At 68.1% G+C, this 23,634-nt stretch carries 23 protein-coding genes; 10 read left to right on the top strand and 13 right to left on the bottom strand.

The window, feature by feature from the left end; genetic code table 11:
- Positions 1-22 precede the first annotated feature (22 nt).
- The gene (locus AWB92_RS07365; RefSeq protein WP_085184722.1) at positions 23-862 is read left to right on the top strand and encodes an SDR family oxidoreductase; all 840 of its coding nucleotides are present in this window, start codon (positions 23-25) and stop codon (positions 860-862) included.
- A gap of 3 nt (positions 863-865) precedes the next feature.
- Here the strand turns inward: AWB92_RS07365 and AWB92_RS07370 are convergent, their stop codons facing one another.
- Together AWB92_RS07370 and AWB92_RS07375 are read right to left on the bottom strand one after the other, a co-directional pair.
- Entirely contained in the window at positions 866-2,605 is a 1,740-nt protein-coding gene (locus AWB92_RS07370; RefSeq protein WP_085184833.1) for a SulP family inorganic anion transporter, read from the bottom strand.
- 19 nt (positions 2,606-2,624) lie between these two features.
- Positions 2,625-3,704, bottom strand: a complete 1,080-nt coding sequence (locus AWB92_RS07375; RefSeq protein ID WP_085184723.1) for a sulfate ABC transporter substrate-binding protein — start codon at positions 3,702-3,704, stop codon at positions 2,625-2,627.
- A 145-nt stretch (positions 3,705-3,849) separates the two neighbouring features.
- Between AWB92_RS07375 and AWB92_RS07380 the strand changes: the two genes are divergently transcribed.
- Positions 3,850-5,250, top strand: coding sequence for a DUF2252 domain-containing protein (locus tag AWB92_RS07380; protein WP_085184724.1), 1,401 nt, complete (start codon positions 3,850-3,852; stop codon positions 5,248-5,250).
- A gap of 11 nt (positions 5,251-5,261) precedes the next feature.
- Here AWB92_RS07380 and AWB92_RS07385 read toward each other — a convergent pair whose 3' ends face one another.
- From AWB92_RS07385 to AWB92_RS07395, 3 genes are read right to left on the bottom strand one after another with little or no spacing between them, the layout of a single operon-like run.
- Positions 5,262-6,887 (bottom strand): NAD(P)/FAD-dependent oxidoreductase, encoded by a 1,626-nt coding sequence (locus tag AWB92_RS07385; RefSeq protein ID WP_085184725.1) that lies wholly within the window; start codon positions 6,885-6,887, stop codon positions 5,262-5,264.
- Complete coding sequence (locus tag AWB92_RS07390; RefSeq protein WP_085184834.1) at positions 6,884-8,671, bottom strand: NAD(P)/FAD-dependent oxidoreductase; 1,788 nt, start codon at positions 8,669-8,671, stop codon at positions 6,884-6,886. The genes AWB92_RS07385 and AWB92_RS07390 overlap by 4 nt, the downstream gene beginning before the upstream one ends.
- Before the next feature lie 54 nt (positions 8,672-8,725).
- Positions 8,726-9,307, bottom strand: coding sequence for a TetR/AcrR family transcriptional regulator (locus AWB92_RS07395; RefSeq protein ID WP_085184726.1), 582 nt, complete (start codon positions 9,305-9,307; stop codon positions 8,726-8,728).
- Between the two features lie 60 nt (positions 9,308-9,367).
- Between AWB92_RS07395 and AWB92_RS07400 the strand changes: the two genes are divergently transcribed.
- Positions 9,368-10,006, top strand: coding sequence for a TetR/AcrR family transcriptional regulator (locus AWB92_RS07400; RefSeq protein ID WP_085184727.1), 639 nt, complete (start codon positions 9,368-9,370; stop codon positions 10,004-10,006).
- Here AWB92_RS07400 and AWB92_RS07405 read toward each other — a convergent pair.
- Both AWB92_RS07405 and AWB92_RS07410 read right to left on the bottom strand, forming a co-directional pair.
- Positions 9,930-10,421 carry a DUF417 family protein gene (locus tag AWB92_RS07405; RefSeq protein ID WP_085184728.1) on the bottom strand — a complete coding sequence of 164 codons (492 nt, stop codon included), beginning with the start codon at positions 10,419-10,421 and terminating at the stop codon, positions 9,930-9,932. The two genes, AWB92_RS07400 and AWB92_RS07405, sit on opposite strands and share 77 nt — an antisense overlap.
- Positions 10,422-10,535: 114 nt before the next feature.
- Positions 10,536-11,006 carry an SRPBCC family protein gene (locus AWB92_RS07410; protein ID WP_085184729.1) on the bottom strand — a complete coding sequence of 157 codons (471 nt, stop codon included), beginning with the start codon at positions 11,004-11,006 and terminating at the stop codon, positions 10,536-10,538.
- Between the two features lie 110 nt (positions 11,007-11,116).
- Between AWB92_RS07410 and AWB92_RS07415 the strand changes: the two genes are divergently transcribed.
- From AWB92_RS07415 to AWB92_RS07440, 6 genes are all read left to right on the top strand, one after another.
- Complete coding sequence (locus tag AWB92_RS07415; protein WP_085184730.1) at positions 11,117-11,938, top strand: mycofactocin-coupled SDR family oxidoreductase; 822 nt, start codon at positions 11,117-11,119, stop codon at positions 11,936-11,938.
- Between the two features lie 118 nt (positions 11,939-12,056).
- Positions 12,057-12,269, top strand: a complete 213-nt coding sequence (locus AWB92_RS07420; RefSeq protein WP_085184835.1) for a heavy metal-associated domain-containing protein — start codon at positions 12,057-12,059, stop codon at positions 12,267-12,269.
- Complete coding sequence (locus tag AWB92_RS07425) at positions 12,266-14,467, top strand: heavy metal translocating P-type ATPase (RefSeq protein ID WP_346962943.1); 2,202 nt, start codon at positions 12,266-12,268, stop codon at positions 14,465-14,467. Before AWB92_RS07420 ends, AWB92_RS07425 begins: the two co-directional genes overlap by 4 nt.
- Before the next feature lie 81 nt (positions 14,468-14,548).
- Positions 14,549-15,940: an alpha/beta hydrolase-fold protein gene (locus AWB92_RS07430; RefSeq protein ID WP_193791392.1), complete on the top strand. Its 1,392-nt coding sequence runs from the start codon at positions 14,549-14,551 to the stop codon at positions 15,938-15,940.
- A 232-nt stretch (positions 15,941-16,172) separates the two neighbouring features.
- Positions 16,173-16,982, top strand: coding sequence for a polysaccharide deacetylase family protein (locus tag AWB92_RS07435; RefSeq protein WP_085184838.1), 810 nt, complete (start codon positions 16,173-16,175; stop codon positions 16,980-16,982).
- On the top strand, positions 16,983-17,750 hold the full coding sequence (locus tag AWB92_RS07440; RefSeq protein ID WP_085184731.1) for a hypothetical protein: 768 nt from the start codon (positions 16,983-16,985) through the stop codon (positions 17,748-17,750).
- On the opposite strand, the gene AWB92_RS07445 is transcribed toward AWB92_RS07440, so the two are convergent.
- On the bottom strand, positions 17,747-18,928 hold the full coding sequence (locus AWB92_RS07445; RefSeq protein WP_173817372.1) for an SRPBCC family protein: 1,182 nt from the start codon (positions 18,926-18,928) through the stop codon (positions 17,747-17,749). The genes AWB92_RS07440 and AWB92_RS07445 overlap by 4 nt on opposite strands.
- Positions 18,929-18,989: 61 nt before the next feature.
- Here AWB92_RS07445 and AWB92_RS07450 point away from each other — a divergent pair, with 61 nt between their 5' ends.
- Entirely contained in the window at positions 18,990-19,802 is an 813-nt protein-coding gene (locus AWB92_RS07450) for a PaaX family transcriptional regulator C-terminal domain-containing protein (RefSeq protein WP_085184733.1), read from the top strand.
- 5 nt (positions 19,803-19,807) lie between these two features.
- Here AWB92_RS07450 and AWB92_RS07455 read toward each other — a convergent pair whose 3' ends face one another.
- The 5 genes from AWB92_RS07455 to AWB92_RS07475 form a co-directional block, all read right to left on the bottom strand.
- The gene (locus tag AWB92_RS07455) at positions 19,808-20,062 is read right to left on the bottom strand and encodes a ribosomal protein L7/L12 (RefSeq protein ID WP_068111648.1); all 255 of its coding nucleotides are present in this window, start codon (positions 20,060-20,062) and stop codon (positions 19,808-19,810) included.
- 10 nt (positions 20,063-20,072) lie between these two features.
- Positions 20,073-20,579, bottom strand: coding sequence for a flavodoxin domain-containing protein (locus tag AWB92_RS07460; protein WP_085184734.1), 507 nt, complete (start codon positions 20,577-20,579; stop codon positions 20,073-20,075).
- Positions 20,579-21,181, bottom strand: a complete 603-nt coding sequence (locus tag AWB92_RS07465) for a hypothetical protein (protein WP_142281980.1) — start codon at positions 21,179-21,181, stop codon at positions 20,579-20,581. The genes AWB92_RS07460 and AWB92_RS07465 overlap by 1 nt, the downstream gene beginning before the upstream one ends.
- A gap of 137 nt (positions 21,182-21,318) precedes the next feature.
- Positions 21,319-22,176 (bottom strand): pyridoxamine 5'-phosphate oxidase family protein, encoded by an 858-nt coding sequence (locus AWB92_RS07470; protein WP_142281981.1) that lies wholly within the window; start codon positions 22,174-22,176, stop codon positions 21,319-21,321.
- An 18-nt stretch (positions 22,177-22,194) separates the two neighbouring features.
- Positions 22,195-23,571 (bottom strand): FAD-binding oxidoreductase, encoded by a 1,377-nt coding sequence (locus AWB92_RS07475; protein ID WP_085184737.1) that lies wholly within the window; start codon positions 23,569-23,571, stop codon positions 22,195-22,197.
- Positions 23,572-23,634: the final 63 nt, after the last annotated feature.

Consider the following 23,634-nt stretch of genomic DNA (forward strand, 5'->3'; position numbering starts at 1 on the left):
GCTGTGCGTATACGGTCCACGTATGAATCGAGTGTCGGTAATCACGGGCGGCGCTGGCGGCATGGGTCTGGCCACGGCCAAAATCGTTGGCCGCGACCACACCGTGGTCCTCTGCGACGTGCGGCAGGACCGCCTGAATGCCGCGGCCGCGACCCTGGAAGGCCTCGGGATGACGCCCACGGCGGTCAACTGCGACGTCACCGACCGGGGCGCGGTCGATGCACTGCTCGACACCGCAACCAAGCTCGGGGCGGTGGCCTCGGTCATCCACACCGCCGGGGTCAGTCCGAGCATGGGTGCCGCCGACTACGTCATGCGGACCAACGCGGTCGGCACGGTCAACGTCAACGAGGCGTTTTACGCGATCGCAGGTGAAGGCGCGGTGATCGTCAACGTGGCGTCCATGTCGGCCTACATGCTCCCCGCGGAAATCGTTCCGGCACACCAATTTCCGCTGGCCCTGGAAGACCCCGAGGCCTTTATGGGCGCCATGCTGGCGGCCTGCGACGTCGCGCCCGAGGATGTCCGTTCCGGCATCGCCTACGCGCTGAGCAAGACCTTCGTCAAGTGGTACAGCCAGGCACAGGCGGAGCGATTCAATGCGCGCGGGCTGCGCATCGTCTCCGTCTCGCCGGGGTCGACCGACACCGAGATGGGCCGGCTGGAGGAGCAGGCCGGGGCCGGCGCCATGGTCGCCGACGTGGCCGTCCCGCGTTGGGGCAAGGCCGAGGAGATGGCGGAGCTACTCGCGTTCTGCGCGAGCGACAAAGCGGGTTACCTCACCGGCACCGACATCCTCAATGACGGCGGGGTGATCGCCTCGATGACCGAGCGAGCCAGGGTGGCCGCGGCCAAGGGTTGATCCTCAGACCAGGTAATACAGGTCTGCGGGCGGGGCCGGTTCCGACAGCCCGTTGTGGGCGTAGCGCACCGCTTTGAGTGTCGCGGAGTATTCCTCGTCTTCCTCGGGGAAGACGTGCTCCGCGGGAAACCAACCTTGGAAACCAACGTTTTTCAGCAGCGTGAGCGTATCGGCGCGCACTCCGGCGAGCAGGACGGTGACACCGCGCGCCGCCTCCTCGCGCAGGAAGTGCTCGATGCGCTCGATGCAGACGACGTCGGGATGGCGCACCCGTTTGAGCCGCAACACCACGAACCGGATGCCGTCGCTGTCGACCCGCTGTCTGATGTCCGACAGGTAGCGATCCAATTCCGGTGCGGCGCCGAAGAACAGCTCGCCTTCCACGTCGTAGATGACGATCGAGGGATCGGTCGGGTCGCCCGAGATGCGTTCGCGGACCACGCGTTCGGGGGTCACGATCAGCTCTTTGGCCTTCAGCTTCGCCGCGCGGGGCACAAACAGCAGGATCGACAGGATCACGCCCAGCAGAACCGACTTGTCGAGATCGATCGCCACTCCCGTGAACGCGGTGACGAGCACCAGGCCGGCGTCATAGCGCGACGCCTTGAGCGTGTAGATCAGGCGCTTGAAGTCGACGAGGCGGGCGGCGGTGACGAGCAGCAGCCCGGCCAGCGCCGCCTGGGGCACATAGCGCAACAGCGGCGCGAACACCAGCAGTGCCGCGGCAACCGTTCCGGCCGAGACGATCCCGGAGAACCGGGTCAACCCGCCGGACTGGAAGTTGATCGCCGATCGTGACAGCGAGCCCGAGCCCGGCAGGCTTTGAAAGAAGCCGCCGGTGAGGTTGGCCAGACCCTCGGCCATGATCTGCCGGTTGTAGTCGATCTGCTGTTGTGTTTGGTAGGCAATGGCTTTGGCGATCGACAGTGCCTCGATGATGCCGACGAATGCGATCGCCAGCGCGCCGGAGGACAGCTCAGGCAGCCAGTCGATGTGGACCTCCGGAATGTGCGGGGCCGGCAGGCTGCGCGGGATCTTCGCGGCCACCGCGACCGCGGTATGTCCGTTGGCGCCCGGAATCGACCACCCCGCCACGTAGGCGGTTAGGGCGGTGACGATCAGCACGGCGAGCATGTCGACCTGCGGCCACCCGTAGCGTCGGACCAGCCGGCGCAGCACGACCGCCAGGACCACCGCGGCGACACTGAGCGTCAGGGCGCGGTAGTTGATCGCGTCGCCATGCGTGAGGGTGAGCCATACCCGGCGCAAGACCTGCATGTGCCCGTTTCCCTTGTCGCGCACCCCGAGTGCGTTGCCCAGCTGCCCGGCGGCGAGCAGAAACGCCGCCGCAGCCATGAAGCCGATGATCACCGACTCGGAGATGTAGCGGGTCAGGTTGCCGAGCTTGAACAGGCTGATCACGATCTGGAATCCGCCGACCAGCACGGCCAGCAGGAACAACCCCTCGAAGAGTTGGGTGCTGTTCTCCGAATCGATGAATGCCAGGGCGCCGAAGACCAGCAGCGAGATGGCGCTCGTCGGCCCGTTGATCAAATGCGACGACGAGCCGAAGATCGACGCGACGATCGTCACGACGATCGCCGAATAGACCCCGAACCTTGGGTCCACGCCGGCGATCAACGCATACGCCATCGCCTGGGGGAACGAGATGGCGGCAACGGTCAGGCCGGCAATGAGATCGTGCCGGCCCTTCACCAGGTCGTAATTCAGCGCCAAGCCCACGTTGCGTTCGGTCTTTCCGTCAGGTCGCGGACGCCGCACCCGGCGGCGCCGAGATCGTGTCGAGGATTCCGTTGATGCCGAAGAACTGCTCGCGCGCGTCGCTCCAGTCCTTGGCGATGGCGGTGATCGGGAACAGCGCGAGCGGGGGCAGCCGGTCGGCATGTTTGGCCAGGATCTCCGGCTTGAACGGGCGGTAACCGTATTGCGCCACCTGTTCTTGCGCGGCGTCGGTGAACAGGTAGTCGAGGTAGGCCTTGGCGTAGGTCGCCGACTTCGGATCGGTGACGTTGGCGTCGACCCAGGCCACGGCGGGTTCGGCAAGGATGCTGACCGGCGGATAGACCAGCTGCAGTTCGTCTTTGTTGGCGGCGACCTCGCGCAGCGCCTCGTTCTCCCAGGTCAGCTGGACGTCGCCGATCTTCGCCAGCGTGAAGCTGTCGCCCGCACCGCGCGCCCCGGCATCCGAGACCGCCACGTGGTGCAACAGCGACCGCACGTAGTCGGTCGCCTGGGCGTGGCTGCCGCCCCGGGTGGTGACCGAGCCCCAGGCCGCGAGGACGCTGAGCTGGCCGTTGCCCGAACTGCGCGGGTTGGGGGTCACCACGGACACGTCGCCCTTGATCAGGTCGGGCCAGTCGTGGATGGCCCTGGGATTGCCCTTGCGGACGACAAAGACGATTGTCGAGGTGTACGGCACCGAGTTGTGCGGCAGCCGCCGTTGCCAGTCGGGGGCGACCAGCCCCCGCTTGCTCAGCGTCTCGACGTCGCTGATCAGCGCCAGCGACACCACGCTGGCCTTCTGGCTGCCGTCGAGGACGCTGCGCAGCTGACGGCCCGAACCGCCGTGAGATTCCTTGATGTCCAAGCTGATTCCGGTGTGCGCGCGATATTGCGGGATGAATGCCTTGTCGATCGCCGCGTACAACTCACGCGTCGGGTCGTAGGAGACGTTGAGGATTTGGTTGGTTCCCGCGCCGGGAGCGTTCTTGACGACGATCGCGGTGGCGGCGAGGACGAGGGCGACCACCCCGACGACGTTGAGCCAGCCGATGCGCAACCGGGGGCGGAAACGCTCGAACGCCGGACGCGCTTTCAACATCCAGGCGTCCTCTCACAGCAAACGCCGGACCATTTTGTCCGGCACCAATACTTTCAAGGATGTTAACGATCGGGCCACTTCGGCACAGCGTTGAGAATCACCCTGAAGCTAACTGCGAAACGCGCCCCGTACCTATGCTGAGCAGATGCCGCAGCGGGCTTTGCGTGACCGCCTGATCGAACTCGAAGTACCCGAGCAGGACGTGGCGCGCGGGCGGGCCCTGCGCAAGACCGCCCCCCGGCGTTCTTTGGCGCGGTTGACTCCCGCGAACCGATCGGCCACCGAGATCCTCGTCGCCCAAAACGCCGGCCGGCTGCCCGAACTCGTCCCGCTGCGTTTTGCCCGAATGCTCGCCGACCCCTTCTCGTTCTACCGCGGCTCGGCGGCGGTGATGGCCGCCGACCTCGCCGCAGGCCCGACCAGCGGGATCGAAATCATGTGCTGCGGCGACGCTCACATCTCGAATTTCGGCGTATATGCCGCGCCGGATCGCTCAATAATCTTCGACCTCAACGACTTTGACGAGGCCGCGGTCGCGCCCTCCGAATGGGACGTCAAACGCCTGATCACCAGCGCGATCGTCGGGGGACGCCACGCCGGATACCCGGTCAAGGCCATTCGCGGTTGCGTCGAACAGGCATTGGTGAGCTACCAAGCGAGTTTGACGGCGATGCTCGAGGAGATGGACGTCCTGCAGCGCTACTACCTGCGGGTGGAACCGGAGCACTACACCGGGGCGGTGTCCAAGGGCCTGCAGGCGGTGATCCAGAAGACGATATCCCGGGCACGCACCCGTACCTCGGCGCGAGTCTTCAAGCGGATCACCGAAATTGGGCCCGACGGAACCCCACGGCTGCGGGAGGCGCCGCCGGTACTCCAACATGTCGACGAGGAGACCGAAGGGCCGTTGGTGGAGGCGGTCCAGGAGTACCTGACGGCGGTCCCGGCCGACGTTGCGCTGCTGCTGTCGCACTTCCGCATTACCGATGTCGCGCTGCGCGTGGTCGGCGTCGGCAGCGTCGGCACCCGGTGTTACCTGGTCATCCTGGTGGGGCCCAACGGCACGCCGCTGATCCTGCAGATCAAAGAGGCCACTCGATCGGTGCTCGACGAGTACGGCCGTTGGGCCCAACCGGATAGCCTCAATGCGGCCGTCGAGGCGAGCGGCCAGGGCGTTCGCGTCATCGATGGCCAGCAGATCCTGCAGGCGATGTCGGACGTCTTCCTCGGCGCGACGCGCAAGGACGGCCGCGACTACTACGTCCGGCAATTCCACGACATGAAAGGCTCCGTCGACACCGAAGGCATGTCACCCTCGACGTTCAGCGAATACGTCAGTGCGTGCGCGGTACTGCTGGCGCGGGCGCACTCCCAGAGCGCCAACGCGTCAATAATGCGCGGCTATGCGGGCACCGGCGACACCTTGCACGAGGCGATCGCCGAGTGGAGCTACGCATACGCCGACAAGTCGCTCGACGACTTCCATCAACTGCGCGCGGCGGCCAAGGCCGGCGACATCGAGGTGGCCGACGATCCCGCCCGCTGAGAGGCCTCCAATTACGTTCCTTTGGAATCGGTTTCGGCATGTAGGCGGTCCGCAGGGCGATAGACAACGTGGCGAGCCGGATCGGCGTGCCGAGGAGGCCGCGGAAGCGGCGAAGCAGCTCTTGAGCGGTGCCACCAATCGTGCGACCGCAGCCGCCAGGTGCGCCGCGCGTATTCCAGTTCGGTATAGGGCCATTGGGTCACGATGCGGCCGGTGGGAGAACGGAAGTAGCTGTCGCACCGGGTCCACACGGTGCGCTCGAGATCCGCGGAAAGCGCTTCGTTGTAGCGCTTTTCGGCCTCCGGGCGCACGTCGACGTAGCCGCCCCGGCGCGCCACCCGGCTGACGGCGCTGGCCACCAGCCGCGCGCCCGCCTCCAGGATGTAGACGATCGAGTTGCCGCCCTGGTTGGTGTTGGGGCCGTAGAGCATGAAGAAGTTCGGGAAGCCCGCGACGGCCACCCCCAGATAGGCGCTCGGGTCGGCGCCCCAGTGCTCGTGCAGCCGTTGACCGTCGACGCCGACCACGTCGATCCCCGACAGGTAGCGCGAAGTTTCGAAGCCGGTCGCCAGCACAATCACGTCGACGTCGACGGTCCGGCCGGCCGCGGTCAGCACCGACGTCTCGGTGACCCGCGCGATGGGATCGGTGACCAGCTCGACGTTGTCCGCCTGCAACGCGCGGTAATAGTCGTCGCCCAGCAGCACCCGCTTGCAGCGGAACGGATAGTCCGGCGTCAGCGCGCGGCGCAGCCGCCCGTCGGCCACGGTGCGCTCCAAGAACGACGTCGCGACGTGCGTGCGCGCGGCGACCACCGGGTCGTCGGCGAAGGTGGCGGTGTTGTCGTGCTGGAATTTCCAGATCTGCCAACGGGCGCGGCGCACCGCCAGGGGATCACGCCGGAAGCGCGCCAATTCGGCCGGGGTGTAAGGCCGGTCGTCCTTGGGCACCATCCACGGCGGGGTCCGCTGGAACACCGTCACGCGTTCCGCGGTCTTCGCGAGCTCCGGGACCACCTGCACGCCGCTGGCGCCGGTGCCGATCACCGCCACCTTCTTGCCGGCCAGCTCGATGCCGTGATCCCACTGTGCGGTGTGCATCAGCGAGCCGCCGAAGTCGGTCAGCCCCGCGATGTCGGGACGCTTCGGCGATCCGAACAATCCGACGGCGCAGACGACGACGTCGGCGCTCAGCGTCTCGGCTTGCCCCGCGCGGTCCACCTCGCAGTCCCAGCACCACGCGTCGGAGTCCCACCGGATCGAGCGCACTTTGGTGCCGAGCATGAGATGGCGGCGCAGGTCGAAGTCGTCGGCCACGGACTCGAGGTAGGCCAGGATCTCGGGCTGACGAGCGTACGTGCGGCTCCAGGACTTGTTGGGCGCGAAGGAAAATGAGTACAGGTGGCTCTGGATGTCGCAGGCGGCGCCGGGATAGGTGTTGCGGCGCCAGGTGCCGCCGACCCCGTCGCCGGCCTCGATGATCAACAGGTCGTCGAGGCCGGCGCGGCGTAGCGCCACCGCCGCGCCGAGGCCGCCGAAGCCGGCCCCGATGATCGCCACCTTGGGCGGGCGTCGGCGGCGCGTGGCCGCCCGCAGCCGGCCGACCGCATAGCGCCGGCGAGCGCCTCGGCTCGTCACGGCCCGGCCTTTCCGCTGCGGACGTCGTACCCTTCGAGGTTCCCCTTCGCCCGCCACGCCTGGAGCAGGTCCGCGTACTCGGTCGGTGCGCCGATGAAGAAGCTGCCCTGCCGAGTCTTGGCGTCCGCCTTGCCTTCCCGGTTGTAGTAGCCGGGGGTGCAGGTCCTGGCCCGCTCGGCGGTCGCCGTCGAGCGGGCCACCACCAGGTCGACCCACGCAGCTTCCGCCTCGCGTGACGCCTCGATCTCGCTGACGCCGCGCTCCAGCGCCCACGCGATGATCCACGCCGCGTGGCTGGCCTGCACGTCCAGCAGGTAGGGGAAGTTCACGGTGAGCCCCGCCTGGGCGATGCTTTCGATGAAGCAGTTCGGAAACCCGTTGGCGCACAAGCCCTGGAAGGTGCGCACGCCGTCGCGCCACCGGTCGGTCAGCGTCACGCCGTCGCGGCCGATCAGCTCGAACCCGGTGCGCCGGCAGTAGTCGGTGCCGACCTCGAATCCGGTCGCGAAGATCAGGCAGTCGAGTTCGTACGTCGTTCCGTCGACGACGACGCCGGCCTCGGTGATGCGCTCGACCCCGCGGCCGCGGGTGTCGACCAGCGTGACGTTGTCTCGGTTGAAGGTCTGCAGATATTCGTCGTGGAAACACGGCCGCTTACAGAAGTAGCCGTACCACGGTTTGAGCGCCTCGGCGGTCGCGGGATCGATCACGATCTCGTCGACGCGCGCCCGGATCTCCTCCATCTTGGCGAAGTCGGCCAGTTCGATGTTCGGGGCGGGGCCGGCGCCGTCCTGGCGCATGACGGGAAGTTTGCGGGTGATGCTCGTCCACGCGTCGGCGACCAGATCCTCGTCGGCCTGACCGCCCGCCGTCAGGATCTGGAAGTTGCGGATGCGCTCGGCCTGCCAGCCCGGCCGTAATGCCTTGGCCCACTGCGGGTCCGTGGGCCGATTGGCTCGCACGTCGACGGATGACGGTGTGCGCTGGAACACGTAGAGATGCCGCGCCGCCGCGGCGAGGTGCGGCACGCACTGGATCGCGGTGGCGCCGGTGCCGATGATCCCGACGCGCTTTGTCGCCAGGTGCTCCAGCTTTTCGCCGGTGTAGCGGTAGTCCCACCGGCTGGTGTGGAAGGTCGGCCCGCGAAAACTGCCGAGGCCGGCGATCCCGGGCAGCTTGGGCTTGGCCTGGTAACCATTGGCCATGGAGACGAACTTGGCCCGCATCTCGTCCCCGTGGTTGGTCCGGATGATCCAGCGTGAAGCATTTGAATCCCAACGGATCTCGTGTACGTCGGTTTGCAGGCAGGCGTCGCGATAGAGGTCGTAGTGCTCGGCGATGCGCTGGCAATGGGCGAAGATCTCCGAACCCCGGGCGTACTTGTCCGCCGGAACGTAGCCGAGCTCCTCCAATAGCGGTATGTACACGTAGCTTTCGACGTCACACGCGATCCCCGGGTACCGGTTCCAGTACCAGGTGCCGCCTACGTCGGCGGCCCTGTCGATCAACCGCACACTGTGGACACCGAGCTCGCGCAGCCGCGCGCCCGTCAGCAGGCCGCCGAACCCGGCACCGACGACTGCGACGTCGACCTCGTCGGTGAGCGGTTCGCGGGTGAACGTGCCGTCCACCCATGGGTCTTCGGCGAATCGCGCGAAGGCACCCGCCGTCTCGACGTACTGTGCGATTCCATCCGGGCGCAGTCGGCGCGCCCGCTCATCGGCGTACTTGCGGCGCAGCGCGTCGACGTCGAACGTCACCCCAACGGTCGCAGGCCTTGGCATCGGCTCCCTCATCGTGACCCCGGGGGAGACTATATAATCAATCGTTTGATCATATCAATGGGCCGGTGGACCGCCACCCAGCAGCGTGCCCCTGACCAGCCGCTTGGCCGCGCCGAGCGCCGCGTGGTAGTCCTCGGGCGGCAGCGTGGCCGCCAGCTCGGTCAGCCCGTAGATCAACGAATAGATCGCTTCGACCGGACCCGATTTGCCGGCGCGTCCGACGATGCCCTCGATGATCTCGCGGAACGCCTGGAAGCCGGCGCCGTGCGCCCCGGGATCGACGGCGCCCTCGGCGCGGATCGCCCACTCGAAGGCCGCCAGGTCGGGGTACTCGCGCATCAACCGGCCCGATTCGTCGAGAACCGCTTCGATCCGGTCGACGACGTCACCGGGGCTCCCGGCCGCCTCGCGCAGCCGCGGCAACGCGACCTCGGTTCTTGCGGCGACGGCGGCCTTGATCAACTCGGACTTGTTCGGGAAGTAGTTGTACAGGCTCGCGCTGGTGACGTCGGCCGTGCGGGCGATCTCCCGGATGGTCGCGCGTGAGTATCCGACGCTGGCCACGCACCGCATGGTGGCGACGATTATCCGCTGGCGAGTCTCCTCGCCGCTGGCGCCGACCGGGCGACCTAGCATGCCGTCGAATATAATCGAACGATCAATTAATATCCGGTTCCTGCTCGGAGGTGCGCCCGCATGAACCCCGCGCGGTCGCAGTTGGGGCGCCCGGTGGGCGCCAGCGGCGAGCGGACCCGCGCTCGAATAATCACCGCGGCGATGCGCTGCGTCGCGGAGGTGGGCTACTCCCAGGCGACAATTCGGGAGATCGCCAAGGCCGCCGACATGACCAGCGGCAGCCTCTACCACTATTTCCCGAACAAGTCCGAGTTGCTCACGGCGACCGTCCGGGAGATCGACGAGATCGCGTTGCCACGGGTGCGGTCCGCCGCGGCGCATTCCGATGACGTCGTCGAGCGCCTCGAGGCGATGCTGGACGAGCTGGACAGGTTGCTGCGCGAATATCCGCACCTGGCCGCGTTCGAACGCGCGATGCGCGGGCATGCCGGGCTGAAAGGCTTGCGCGACACCATCGATGACATCGTCCGGGACGCTCAGGCGCGGGGAGCGCTGTCGCCCGATACCGACCCGGGCGCCGCGGTCAACGCGATCTACGCGCTGGCCCGTGGGCTGACGGACCGGTCGGCCAACCTGACCGCGGACGCGTACGCCGCCACGCTGGCGTCGGCCAAAAACCTGCTCAGGGGAACGCTTTTCGAGCCGCGAGCGAGTCGCCCAGCGTCCACAGCGCAACGCCGATCAAAACGAGATCCTTGAGCAGGAATTGACCCGGCAGCGCGGACAGCACCGGAATGCCGGCGGCGTGGGTCGACACGACCCCCGGCGTGGTGAACAGGAAGCTCAGCGTTCCCATGAATAGCACCACGGCAAGCGCGCTGCCCACCACCGATGCCCGCGGCCACACCGGTCGCAGCGCAATGAGAAGCGCCGCAACGATTTCCATCGTCCCCAGCCCACGTGCCACCGTGGTGACCGAGGCCACGTGATAAATCCAGCTCATCAGCGGGCTGTGCTCGATGAGCACCCGGGATTCCATCTTCACGTACTTGCCGAACCCGATCCAGGCCAGGACAACCACCAACCCGTAACGGCTGATCAGCTGTCCTGCGCGGGTCAGCAACTCGGCGAGCCGATGCGACGTGAGGGCGGGCGACGGGGCGTGGTCGATCATCGAGAAGGGATCCTTTCGCCGAGCGGGTCGGTGGGCGGGCAATCGTTCCCGACGAGACCACGGTCGGCGACACGTCTGGGTTCACTGACCCAAATACTCGGACCCGGATATCTACTATCCCGCGTAACGGTCGCGCAGCTTGGCCAGCGTCGCCTCGATGCCTTCGGCGTTGGCTTTGCGGAAACCCATCCGCTCGTAGTACTTCAGCGCGTTCTTGATCGCGCCGGCCTCGCGGTAGTCGAACGTCTCGGTGACCCGCGTCCTCGTCGGTGACAGCGGTTCGAACTCCCAGCGCCAGCGGTGTCCCACGGGGTGGCGCCATTCGATCAGCTCGTTGGGTTTGAGGGCCGTCACCCTGCTGGTGATGCGGTACGGCACGCCATACATCTTCATCTTGGTCGAAAACTTCGATCCCACAGCCATTTCCGCGGGAACACTGATGTTGTCGCCCACCGTACCCGATCCGTCCAGTTCGTGGTGCCGCCGCGGATCGATGGCCATCGCGTACAGCTCGGCGGCCGGGGCGTCGACTTCGACCGAGCGGCTCACCTGTCGGGGACCCGCGTCGACAAGGTTGACGGTCATGACGGTCTCCTTCCGGGTATCCGGCAGCGCGGACCCGACGCTACGCTTCGCCGGATTGAATCTTTACAACACTGTTGTTCGAACAACGATGTTCAGCGGGGAGGCGTTCGGTGAGCCAGTCGATTCCGGGAAGGGTGGCGTTGATTACCGGCGCCGCCCGGGGACAAGGGCGAGCGCATGCGGTGCGGCTCAGTGCCGAAGGCGCCGACGTCATCGCCGTCGATATCGCCGGGCCGTTGCCGCCCAGCGTTCCCTACGATTCAGCGACGCCCGACGATCTGGCCGAGACGGCGCGACTCGTGAGCGCCAACGGCCGGAGGGCCATCACTTCGGCGGTCGACATCCGTGACCTCGACGCGCTCACGGCCGCCGTCGACGCGGCCGTCGCGGAGTTCGGCCGCCTGGACATCATCGTCGCCAACGCGGGGATCTGCAGTCCCGCGCCGTGGGACCAAATCACCCCCCAAGCGTTTCGCGACACCATCGACACCAACGTGATCGGCACCTGGAACACGGTGATGGCCGGCGCTCACCACATCATCGACGGCGGTCGCGGCGGCTCGATCATCCTCATCGGATCCGCCGCCGGCATCAACATGCAGTCGTTCATGGTCCATTACACGGCGAGCAAACATGCCGTCGTCGGGATGGCGCGCGCCTTCGCCGCCGAACTCGGCCGCTACAACATCCGGGTCAACAGTCTGAACCCGGGGGCGGTCGCCACCCCGATGGGCACCGGCCGGATGCGCGACGCGCTTCGATCGGCCGCCGACAGCTACCCGCACCTGCGGGGCCTGCACAAACCGCTGCTGCCCGACGGCATCGCGCAGCCCGAAGACATCTCCGACGCGATCGCGTGGCTCGTCTCCGACCAGTCCAGGTTGGTCACCGCCAGTCAGGTGTCGGTCGACATCGGCGTGGGCTACGTCTGATCGCATTCCCGAGCCCCAGTCCGGGCACGCCCCTATCCCGCCGACCAGGCACAATCGTTCTGCCTCATACCGTGTATCGGTGATGCCTATACCGCAGGGGCGTACGGAAAGGAGGGTCGTGACCACGCGCGAGTATGAGGTGAGCGGGATGACGTGCGGGCACTGCGAGGCTGCCGTGAAGGACGAGGTGGGCCGGATCCCCGGTGTGGACGGCGTGGACGTCGACGCCGGCACGGGCAGGCTCGTCGTGCGGAGCACCCTTCCGGTCGATGCAAGCGCGGTGCTGCAAGCGGTCGACGAGGCCGGCTATCGGGCGGTCCTGGTCGCGTGACGGCGGACGCTAACACGGTCAACAACGTCGAGCTGGAAATCGGGGGGATGAGCTGCGCCTCCTGCGCGGCGCGCATCGAGAAGAAGCTGAACAGGCTGGACGGCGTCAGCGCCCAGGTCAACTACGCGACCGAAAAGGCCGCCGTCACTCTGCCCCTCGGATACGACGCGCGGGAGCTGATCGCGGAGGTCGAGAAGGCCGGCTTCACCGCGGCGCTCCCGCGACCAGAGCCCGGGCCCGAAACGCCCGCGCCCGCGGACGACGGCGAGCTGGCGGCGCTGCGCACCCGCCTGGTCGGCGCGATCGTGCTCGCAGTCCCGGTGATCGCGCTGGCGATGCTGCCCGCGCTCCAGTTCCGCGGTTGGCAATGGGTGTCGCTGGCCCTCGCGGCCCCGGCCGTCGCGTGGGCGGGCCGCCCGTTTCATGCGGGCGCGTGGGCGAGCCTCAAGCACGGCGCCGCCACGATGGACACACTCGTTTCGGTCGGGACGCTCTCGGCCTTCCTCGGGTCGCTGTACGCCTTGCTTATCGGGAAGGGACACGTCTACCTCGAAGTTGCCGTGGGCGTCACGATGTTCGTCCTGGCCGGCCGCTACTTCGAGAAGCGCGCCAAGCGGCGCGCGGGGGCGGCGCTGCGGGCCCTGGTCGAGCTCGGCGCCAAGGACGTCGCCGTGCTGCGGGACGGGTCGGAGACCCGGCTGCCCGTCAACCAGCTGGCGGTGGGCGACGTGTTCGTGGTGCGCCCGGGCGAAAAGATCGCCACCGACGGGATCGTCGTCTCGGGCTCCTCCGCCGTCGATGCCTCGATGCTCACCGGTGAGTCCATCCCCGTCGAGGTCGGTGAGGGCGACGCCGTCACCGGCGCAACCGTCAACGTCGGGGGGCGCCTGGTCGTGCGGGCCACCCGCGTGGGCGATGACACCCAGCTGGCGCAGATGGCCGGCCTCGTCGAAGCGGCGCAATCGGGCAAGGCCCGGGTGCAGCGGCTGGCCGACCGCGTCTCCGGCGTGTTCGTCCCGGCCGTCATGGTCGTCGCGGTGGCCACCCTCGCGACGTGGCTGGCAGCGGGCGCATCCGTCACCGCCGCGGTGACCGCCGCGCTCGCGGTGCTGATCATCGCCTGCCCGTGTGCGCTCGGGTTGGCGACGCCGACCGCCCTGCTCGTCGGCGCCGGCCGGGCGGCCCAGCTCGGCGTGCTGATCAGGGGACCCGAGGTGTTGGAGTCGACGCGCAAGGTCGACACGATCGTGCTCGACAAGACCGGCACCGTCACCACCGGCAGGATGACCCTGGTCGACGTGATTGCCGGGCCGCACGCGGACCGCGAAACGCTGCTGCGCTATGCCGGGGCCGTGGAGGACGCCTCGGAACATCCCGTCGCGCAGGCAATCGCCACCGCCGCCAGGGCCGAACTCGACGCCCTGCCCGCGGCCCGGGATTTCGTGGCGGTGGGCGGGCAAGGCGTGCACGGGATGGTGGACGGCCATGCCGTCGTCGTCGGGCGGGAAGACCTGCTGGCCGACCGGGCCCAGCAGCTCGACGCGGAACTGTCGGGAGCCAAGGCCCGTGCCGAGGCCGAAGGCAAAATCGCCGTCGCCGTCGGGTGGGACGGCCGCGCACACGGGATCCTGGTGGTCGCCGATGCCGTCCGGCCCACCAGCGCCGAGGCGGTCCGGCGCTTCAAGGCCCTGGGACTCACGCCCGTGCTGCTGACCGGTGACGACGAGACCATCGCCCGGCGCGTGGCGGAGCAGGTCGGAATCGCCCACGTCGTCGCCGGCGTGACGCCCGCCGGCAAGGTGGCCGCCGTCGAACGCCTGCAATCCGAGGGCAGAGTGGTCGCCATGGTCGGCGACGGCGTCAACGACGCCGCGGCCCTGACCCGCGCCGATCTGGGGCTCGCCATGGGGACGGGCACCGACGTGGCAATAGAAGCCGCGGATCTGACCCTGGTGCGAGGCGACCTGTGCGCCGCGGTGGACGCGATCCGGCTGTCCCGGCGGACCCTGCGCGCCATCAAGGCGAACCTGTCCTGGGCCTTCGGCTACAACGTCGCCGCGATCCCGCTCGCGGCGCTCGGCCTGCTCAATCCGATGGTGGCGGGCGCCGCGATGGCGTTCTCCAGCGCATTCGTCGTAGGCAACAGCCTGCGACTGCGCACCTTCGCGGGCACGATGCGCACGGATCCTGTGGGATAGTTGATCTGGCCTGCCGCGTTCTTCAAGCCTTGGCCGGTGGGTTATTCGCAACCAGATTTGATTTAACGAAGGTCACCGCCGTTGCCCCCATTCGTCGAACAGCTGTCCTTGCTGCATGGCTGGCTGCCGGTGGCGGCGCAGGCGCTCGCGCTGCTGGTCGTCGTCGGCGCGATCGGCGTGACGCGGCGCCGTTGGCGCGGCTGGGCGCTTCCGGTGGCGCTGGGCGTCGCTTGCCTGGCTACCGCGCTGTCGTACTGGTACATCACGTCGATCGGTGTGGCCGGGGACCCGGCCCCGGTGACGCTGTGGCTGTGGATCGCGATGAGCGGGCTCGCGGTCGCGGTGCTGGCCCTCGGCTGGCCGGGCGCCCGCTGGTGGCGACGCGGCCTGGCAGTGGTTTCGGTGCCGCTGTGCGCGGTGTGCGCGGCCCTCGCGTTGAACGGCTGGGTCGGCTACTTCCCCACCGTGGCGGCGGCCTGGGACCAGCTGACCTCGCAGCCCCTGCCCGATCAAATCGATCGGCTCAGGGTCACCGCGATGCAGCTCGAGGGGACCAAGCCCGCCAAGGGCGTCGTGGTGCCCGTGACGATCAGCGCCGACGCGTCGCACTTCCCGCACCGCCAGGAGCTGGTCTATCTGCCGCCGGCCTGGTTCAACAGCAATCCGCCACCCCGGCTGCCGGCGGTGATGATGATCAGCTCGGCGTTCAACACCCCGGCCGACTGGCTACGCCCCGGCGGCGCCTTCACCGCCATCGACGACTTCGCGGCCCAGCATCACGGCTTCGCCCCGGTGCTGGTGTTCGTCGACCCCACCGGCACGTTCGACAACGACACCGAATGCGTCAACGGCACCCGCGGCAACGCCGCCGATCACCTGACGAAGGACGTGGTGCCCTTCGTCGTCTCGAACTTCGGGGTGAGCGCCGACCGAGCCAACTGGGGCGTCGCCGGATGGTCGATGGGCGGCACCTGCGCGGTCGATTTGGCGGTCATGCATCCGGAGCTGTTCAGCGCGTTCGTCGACATCGCCGGCGACCGCAGCCCCAGCATCGGCTCGAAGGACCAGACCATCGCCCGATTGTTCGGCGGCGACGGCGCCGCCTGGGCCACCTTCGACCCCACCACCGTCATGACCCGGCACGGCCACTACACCGGGCTGTCGGGGTGGTTCGACGTCCCCTCCTCGCCCGGTCCGCACGCCGTCGCCGAGGAAGCCAACTCCGCCATCGCCGGGCCCAGCGCCGACCCGGCCGCCAACCCCGAAGGCCAGGACGCCGCCGCCAACGCGCTGTGCGACGTCGCGACCGCCAATGGGATCACCTGCGCGGTGGTCACCCAGCCCGGCAGGCACGACTGGCCGTTTGCCGCGCAGGCGTTCGCCGCGTCGTTGCCCTGGCTGGCCGGGACACTGGGGACTCCCGGCACCGAGCCCGTCGAACTGCCGCAGCGCGGCGGCGGCGCGCCGCACTGACGCCAGCTATGCAGGACCGTTACCTTTTCGAGCCCCAATTCACAGCTGAACCTCCTGCAACGAACCCGGCGTATTGAAACCGGCACTGGTACCGTTCGCTGCTGTGGCGGCGGAGTTTGGCAACACAGGAATCCGGGGTACCGGGTCGCGTGTGCCGACATCCCACCGCAAAAGACCCGAGAGGCGCGTGACGTTCGCCGTCCCGAGTTTCGGCGGCGGCACCGCGCCGGAGCTGAGCCGGCGCCGCTTCCTGGGGGCGCTGGCCGCGGCGACCGTGGCCGGCGTGGGCGCCGCTCGCCTGGTGGTCGACCCGCAACCCCGGACGTTCGCCCAGGCGCCGCCAGCGAACGTCGCGACCTCCGGCCCGACGGCCCCGTCGGCCCTGTTGCCGCCCCCACCGCCGAGCGCGCGCATCGCGCTGCCGGGCGGCGGCGCGCTGACCAAGATCCCCGGAGAGGGCGACCTGCTCGCGCTGACCGTCGATGACGGCGTCAACAGCGAGGTGGTCCGCGCCTACACGCAGTTCGCCAAGGACACCGGGATCCGGCTGACGTTCTTCGTCAACGGAGTCTACGACTCCTGGACCGAGAACCTGGACCTACTGCGGCCGCTGGTCGACTCCGGCCAGATCCAACTGGGCAACCACACCTGGTCGCACCCGGACCTGACCACCCTGCCCAAGGACCAGATCGCCCAGCAGCTCACCCGCAACGACCAATTCTTGAAGAAGACCTACGGCATCGGCGCGAAACCGTACTGGCGGCCGCCGTATGCGAAGCGCAACGCCGCCGTTGACGCGGTGGCCGCCGACCTCGGCTACACCGTGCCGACTTTGTGGTCGGGGTCGCTGTCGGATTCCACGCTGATCCACGAGGACTACATCGTGAAGATGGCCGATCAGTACTTCACCCCGCAGTCCATCGTGATCGGCCACCTCAACCACCCGCCGGTCACGCACGTCTATCCGCAACTCGTCGACATCATCCGTGACCGAGACCTGCGCACGGTCACCCTCAACGACATCTTCCTCAAGACGCCGTAAGTGCAGGCGCCGGATCCGCAGCGGCTTGGCGGCCTTGCCTGGGTCCGTCGCACCGGGGGTCGGCTGTCGGCCGCCGAGCGGCGCCGGCTTTTCGTGGCGATCGCGGTGGGTCAGTGGCAGAACGCCGTGGGCCGGGCCAAGCTCGCGCTGGGCCGGCTTCCGGCCGCCGCCGAGCGCGTGGATGTAACCGCCTTTTCGATCCCCGACTCCCGGTTCGCGCGCGAGGCCGAGCAGGCGTGCGCGGAATTACCGACGGGCCTTCAGGGGCACTCCTACCGAACCTGGTTGTTCGGGCATGCGCTCGCCAGCGTCGACGGCCGCGAATTGGACGACGAGCTCTTCTATTGCGGCGCGCTCCTGCACGACTACGGCATCGTGAACCCAACGCCCGACCGCGATTTCACGCTCGGCAGCGTCGAGCGGCTGCTCTCGTGCGCCACCGCCGCCGGGCTGAACGACGAACGGGCGCAACTGCTCGCCGATGGCATCTGCGTGCACACGACGCCGGGCGTCAAGGTCGACACGGACGGCCTGATCGGCTGTTATCTGCAATGGGGCGCGATGGTCGACGGCGCCGGACTGCGGATGTGGGACGTCGCGCCCCGTAACGTCGAGGCGGTGTTGCGGCGTTATCCGCGAGGCGATTTCAAGACCGAGCTGATCGGCATGGCGCGAGCGGAGGCGGCCGCGGTGCCGAGGGGACGCTTCGGTCTCCTGGTTCGGTGTGGGCTGCCGTTGGCCGTGCGGATGGCGCCGTTCGACTCCTAGCGGGCCAGCGCGGCAAGGCGCTCATCAAGCGTGACGTGAAAGTGCCCGATCGCGCTCTCGTGCCGGCCGAACTCCACGAATTCGTTAGCGCCCGAACGCAGCCCGCGCTGGACGCCCTCGGACATCTCGTTGTCCTCGATGAGACCGGTTCCAATGAGGCTTCCCGCGCCGACGAGAGTGCTCGGTCGGTCGAGCGACTCCCGCTCGGCGAACTCGGGCCTCACCATCGAATACACCGTTACCGTGGTGTGGTCGACGTCCACTGGGTCGAGCACAACCACGGATATCAGGTCCGGGAACGTCGCCAACATAACGTTGGGAAACAGCTGATACAAAAGCGTCACCCGCGCGTCGATCGTCCAGGCGCTTTCGGGACGATCGCGCAGTCGCTCAATATTGCGGTACGGGAACGTGATACGGCTATTTGGGCCGAATTTCTCGACCACGTTGAGATCATCGTATTGCAAAGGATAGAAGGTGTTCTTGTGCGTCGATCGGATGTGATAACCCTCCAGAAACTGCTCGGCAAGCACCTTCCAGTTGATCTCTCGCGGAGTCGATTCCACGTAGACCAGCCGTTCAAATGGCAAAACTTTGTCACGCCAAGGATTCCCGTCCGTGAGCCACGCCATCGCATCGTCGACATCGTGTCCCGGGCCCGCGCCCGAGGAGTCGAGCGCGCCGATGACGATGAGACCGTCCACCTCGTGGCTGGGCACCTCGACCAAACCACGGGTCGCCATGTCGAGACCGGGGAAAGCCTCGGCGTGCGGCACATGCGAGAGCGAGCCATCCAGCCGATATGTCCAGCCGTGGTACCGGCACACGAACGCTTGCCCGCAGCCGGCCCCCTCGACGAGGGCGAAACCGCGGTGCCGGCACGCGTTGCGGAACACCCGCGCCCGCCGGTCGCGCCCGCGCACCGCGAATAGGGGCACGCCAAATGTGTTCCGCTCGACGTGGTCGCCTGGATTGGGGATCGTCGCCGACGGAACGAAGACGCTCGGCATCGCGCGCAGCAAACGGAGCTCCTCGGCGAATCGGCTTGGGCTCAAATAGTTTTCGACCGGCTCGCGCCAGGCGTCACCCTCGTCGGTGGTACCGGCGTCAATATGGGCGAGGACGCGCCGGACGATCTCCACATCGTCGGCGAGCACCGACTTGGTCGGCAAGCTCATGCGTGTCAGTATCACACCATAGTCGTCACGCGTCAATGATTTGGTGATACCGTTGGCTGCCGTGCCCGCCCTGCCCCGATCTCGAGCGAGCGACCTGGTCGATAGCCGGCCGCTGAGCGCGCGCTCGGTACTGGCGTCCGCGTTGCTGGGGTCCGACCGGGGCCGCCTCACGGTGGCGGAGCTGGTGGCGGTTGCCTCGCAGTTCGGCATTAGCCCCGGCGCGGCCCGCACCTGCCTGTGGCGGATGGTGTCCGCGGGTGAACTGACCGCCGACGACGGTAGTTACGCGCTCGCGGGCCGGCTGTCGGATCGCCGCCAGCGCGTCGACGAGGCGGCCCGGCTCGACGACACGGCCGCCCGCCGATGGGACGGGACGTGGGAACTCGCGATCGTCGCGCTGGAGCGCAGATCGGCGACCGATCGCCTGGAGCTGAGAAAGGCCGCGACGGCCCTGCACCTGGCCGAGCTGCGGGAGGGCGTCTGGATCCGCCCGGACAACCTTGATCCGCAACGGTTTCCGGCCCTCACGGCCGTCCTCGACCAGCAGTGCACCCGCTTTCACGGCGCCACCACCGACATCACGGCCGCGCACGTGCGAGCGCTGTTTTCCCTCGACGAATGGGCCGGCAACGCGCGCGCGCTCATCGAGGCCATGGATGCCGCGCTCGAGGCCGACACGCGTGACGATTCGACCGAAAGCTTCACCTACGAGTTCGCGCTGTCGATCGCCGTGGTGCGCCATCTTCAGCTCGACCCGCTGCTGCCCGCCGAACTCGCGGGCGACGACTGGCCGGGCCAGGACTTGCGCCGCGGCTACCGGCGTTTCGATCGCGCCTTCAAGCGGCGGATGGACGGTGCTTTTCGCCGGCAGTAGCCGACCTACAGGTTGTCGACGATGTCTTTCGCCTCGCGCAACCCTGCGCCGGTCAGCTCGCGATACAGCTTGATCGCGGCAATGGCGTTGCCGGAGCGGGCCAGCGCGACGACTTCTGAGGGCACACCGTTCTCGAGCACACCCGATGTGGCGCCAACGTCGCTGCCGAACGTCGGGCACGGAACCCCGAGCCGATCCGACAGCAGGCGCACCTGCTGTTCGAGCAGCGCGAGGCGGCGGTAGATATGGGGATCTTCCATCACCCGATGATTATGCCCGGTGGGCGATCGTCGGCCGGTCGAGTTCTTTGACGACGGTCCTGACCCAGCGCCGCACGTGCGTGGGGCTGCGCCAATCGCCCGCGCTTTTCTTGGCCATCGCGCTGGCCGGAAAACCCGTTGCGTCCGGTGCTAGCCTGCCCCCGAAGGTAACGTGCCCGCGGGCATTCACGCGGCGCATCAGCTTGGCGACCTGCGCCGTCGGTGGGATGTCGCGCTCTTCGGCCGAGTTGTCCAAAGGCCCGCTGCTGACGAGCCAGACGGGCAACTCGCGCAACGCCGAGGCGTTCTTGCGCACGAATCGTCGCGCGTCGCGGTGCCACCGGTAGGCGTACAGGGCGCCCGCGACGATCACCGCATCGAAGCCGCCTGGTCCATCGACGTCCTTCGCCGCGCTCACGACCGCCTCGAACCCCGCCTCGGTCAGCGCGTCGCCGATCATCGCGGCCAGTCCCGCGGTCCCGCCCCGCTTGGATCCGTAAACCACCAGAACTCGCATCACCGACTCCTGTCTATCGCCGCCGCCTCGGCGTCGGTTTGAATGGCGCGCAGCGTCGCGCGCATGATGTGTTTGACGAATGGCCGGATCAGCCACCAGTAGCGCACGAAAGCCCGACGGGAATCGGGATCGGTTGTGACGGTTCGGCATTGGTAGCTGAGCAGCGTGTGGCTCTCGCCGTAGGGCGCCATCGAGAAGTTCGCGGCGATCTTTCCCCATCCGGGTTCGGCGACGCCGGCGAAATCCGCCGGCGTCACGTCGCGCCATTCGATGATCGGCCGCCAGAACTTTCCCACCGCGCCGAAAGCGATCTCGCGGTCCGGCTCTTCGCCAAGGGATAGCCAGCCCGGTAGGGCGAAGTCGGTCACTACCAGCCGCGGTGGCGCCGGGACGGGCTTGCCCAGCAACCGCTCCGGCAAGGCGCGGATCCACATCGACACGGTCAACAGCGGCGTGCGCACGGTGAGCAGGTCCAGGGACCTTGCCGCCCGGAAAGTAACCGCGGGGTCAGCCGCTACCACCACGTGCTCGGCGATCATGGCGTCGAACGCCGGCACTGCCGCTTCGATCAGCATTCGGTCCGCGCCAATCGTTGTTGCCATGGTGGGATTGTCGGTTCGACGGGCGGCCCGCTCCTAGGGTCACTAGTCCCGTTTCCCAGGGACACTCGACACACCCGCGGCCAACTCGGGAGCTCGTCAGGGCCCGGCGCGTGCCGATCTTCGTCGCCGCCCTCGTATTACGGCACCCGGCATTCGGCAGCCGCCTCGGGCGTGATCACGACGTACGCGGCCCGCGACTGCAGGTAATACCGCATTCGCAACGGCCACAGCCGCATGTGACTTAGTTCTACCGCCGCGAATCGGGGTTGCAGGTAGTACAGCCAGGCGAGCCGGGCCAGCACCGCCGGCGGCGGCGCGCCGCGGACCGATCGCGCGTGGCCGCGTACCAGAAGCCTATTGCCGTCGTCGGCGCCCTCGCCCCCGAGCAACAGGGCCACCTGCGGTGCGGCGGCAACGTTGCGCACCGTCCAGGACGACGCCGACGTCGTCGCGTAGATGCGGCCGTCGTGGGTGACGAACCACAGCGGCACCGCGAACGGCGTGCCCTTCGCCGAACGGCTGGCGAGGATCATCACCCGCGAACTGTTCAGCGCCGCTTGGAGATTCGGTGAGCGGAAAGGCTGGGCCCGCGGTTCTTCACCGACCGAAAACGATGGCGATCGCACGGGCGAGCCTGCCGGCGGGGTGGGTACGTCGCGTAGCGAACCGTAGTCCCACGCAACGACTTTCGTCGGCACGGCGCGATAAGCGCCCGCGCCGACGGGCTCGGCGATTCCTCGCACGGTCAACGAGCGCAGCCGAAACCACTGCGGGCCGTCGTCGGCGACCACCACGACATTGCGACCGGCCAGGCCAGGAGCACCCTCGGGCACCCGCACGATGCGCGGCGATGCCACGGGGTTGGCGGGCTCTTCGAGGTCCACGCCCACTGGCAATACCGCGATTTCGTCGTCGCCGAATGTGGCCAACGCCGCCCGTGGGGGTGAGAGCGCCAAGTCGGCGACGGCGTCGACGTCGACATCACGAGTTATCACCAGGTGCCCCCGCTTGTGTCACCCGGCCGGCAGGATGTTCTGGTTGATGTGGAACACGTTGGCCGGATCGTATACGGCCTTGATCTCGCTGAGCCGCTGGTAATTCGGGCCGTAGGTGGCGCGGACCCGGTCCTGGCCCTCGTCCATCATGAAGTTGACGTAGGCGCCGCCGGCCGAGTACGGGTGGATGGCTTCCCAGTACTCCTTCGTCCAGCGCTTCAACGCCTCGGCGTTGGCCGGATCGGGGTCGACGCCCGCAATGACCTGAGAGAAGTTCACGTCGCGGTAGGCCCAGGGGGTGTCGGTCTGACCGACCCGGTGCACTGCACCGTCGATCGGGTAGAGGTGCATCGTGGAGTGCATCGTCGGCAGCTCCTCGGTGAAGCGGGCATGGGCCGTGACGGCTACGTCAGGGATCGTGCGGATGAAGTCGCCGCGCCAATACCATTGCAACCCTTTGGGATACAGCGCATCGAAGGTGGAGTTCAGCGCGGGATAGGGCGCCGCCATGAGGCCCTCGAAGGCCGGCCGCATCTGGCGGACAGGCGCGAACGCCTCGTCGGCCCCGCCGGGATCGCCGGTGTAGCACCAGATCACCGCGCACGCCTTCTGCAGGTGGAACGCCTCGGGGAACGGCGGCGCCGGCGGGACGGTCATGGTCGCGAAGAAGCCGTAGAGGTCCTCGTCCTGGGCGGGCAGGAAGTCCCGATACCAGCTGAGGATGTCGGCGGTGGCCGATGCGGGCCACGCCGTGGGGCCGCACAGCACGGTGTGCTCCCGGTGCAGGCGGAACGTGAACGAGCTGACGACGCCGAAGTTTCCGCCGCCACCGCGCAGCGCCCAGAACAGGTCGGGGTGCTCGGATTCGGACGCCGTCACCACCCGGCCGTCGGCCAGCACGACCTCGGCCTCCAGCAGGTTGTCGATGGTCAGGCCGTACTTGCGGGTCAGGTAGCCGTGGCCGCCGCCCAGGGTCAGCCCACCGACGCCGGTGCTCGAGATGATGCCCGACGGCGTCGCCAGGCCGTGCGCGTAAGTCGCGGCGTCCACCTGCGCCCACGTCGCCCCGCCCTGGACGCGGGCGGTCCGCCGATCGGGGTCCACGTGGACGCGGTTCATCGGCGACAGGTCGATGACGAGACCGCCCTCGACGCAACCGAAGCCGGGTCCGTTGTGGCCGCCCCCGCGGACGGCGACCTCCAGGTTCGACGCCCTGGCGAACTCGAGGGCGCCGACGATGTCGCCGGTGGTTCCGCAGCGCACGATCACCGCGGGCCGCTTGTCGATCATCGCGTTGTGCAGCGCACGGGCCTCGTCGTATCCGGCGTCGTGGGGCAGGATCACCTGTGCCCCGAACCGGCCGCGTAGTTCGTCGGTTGCGGTTGTCACGCTCATCGCCCGCACCTCCTCTGGTTGCCTCGCAGGTTTGATGCCGCGACGCTACGAGGCGGCGAGGCC

Source organism: Mycobacterium sp. IEC1808 (assembly GCF_002101935.1).
Lineage (GTDB): Bacteria > Actinomycetota > Actinomycetes > Mycobacteriales > Mycobacteriaceae > Mycobacterium.